1 protein-coding gene is annotated in these 351 nt (G+C 35.6%); it reads left to right on the top strand.

The window, feature by feature from the left end:
* Window positions 1–171: 171 nt before the first annotated feature.
* Window positions 172–351, top strand: a 180-nt coding sequence (locus AB4039_RS42605; protein WP_442273360.1) for a hypothetical protein, incomplete at its 3' end; no start/stop codon positions are given.

Raw genomic sequence — 351 nt, 5'->3', positions numbered from 1 at the left:
AGAATGTTGATGTACACCAAGTTTATGTATCCTATGTATGCTGCAGCAGGTTTGTGTATCATCGGAGCTTTTTTACCAATCGATTCAAGTCTTAATGTCATAAAAACAATAGGTCTTTTAGGTGGGGTTGTAATTTCTTTTGTGAGTAGATCACAATATCGTAAATAATGTATGGAAGAGCAGATTGTTTTTGAGGACAACCACCTTTTAGTGATCAATAAAAAAGTCGGGCAGCTCGTTCAGGGTGACAAAACCGGCGATGATTCTTTATTAGAATTAATCAAAAATTTTATAAAAAAAAGAGATAATAAGCCCGGAAATGTTTTCCTGGGTTTGGTGCATCGTATCGAC

Origin of the sequence: Streptomyces sp. M-16 (assembly GCF_052114405.1) — a bacterium.
Lineage (GTDB): Bacteria > Actinomycetota > Actinomycetes > Streptomycetales > Streptomycetaceae > Streptomyces.
The sequence above is the reverse complement of the archived record's forward strand: the minus strand, read 5'-3'. Positions and strand labels throughout refer to the sequence as shown.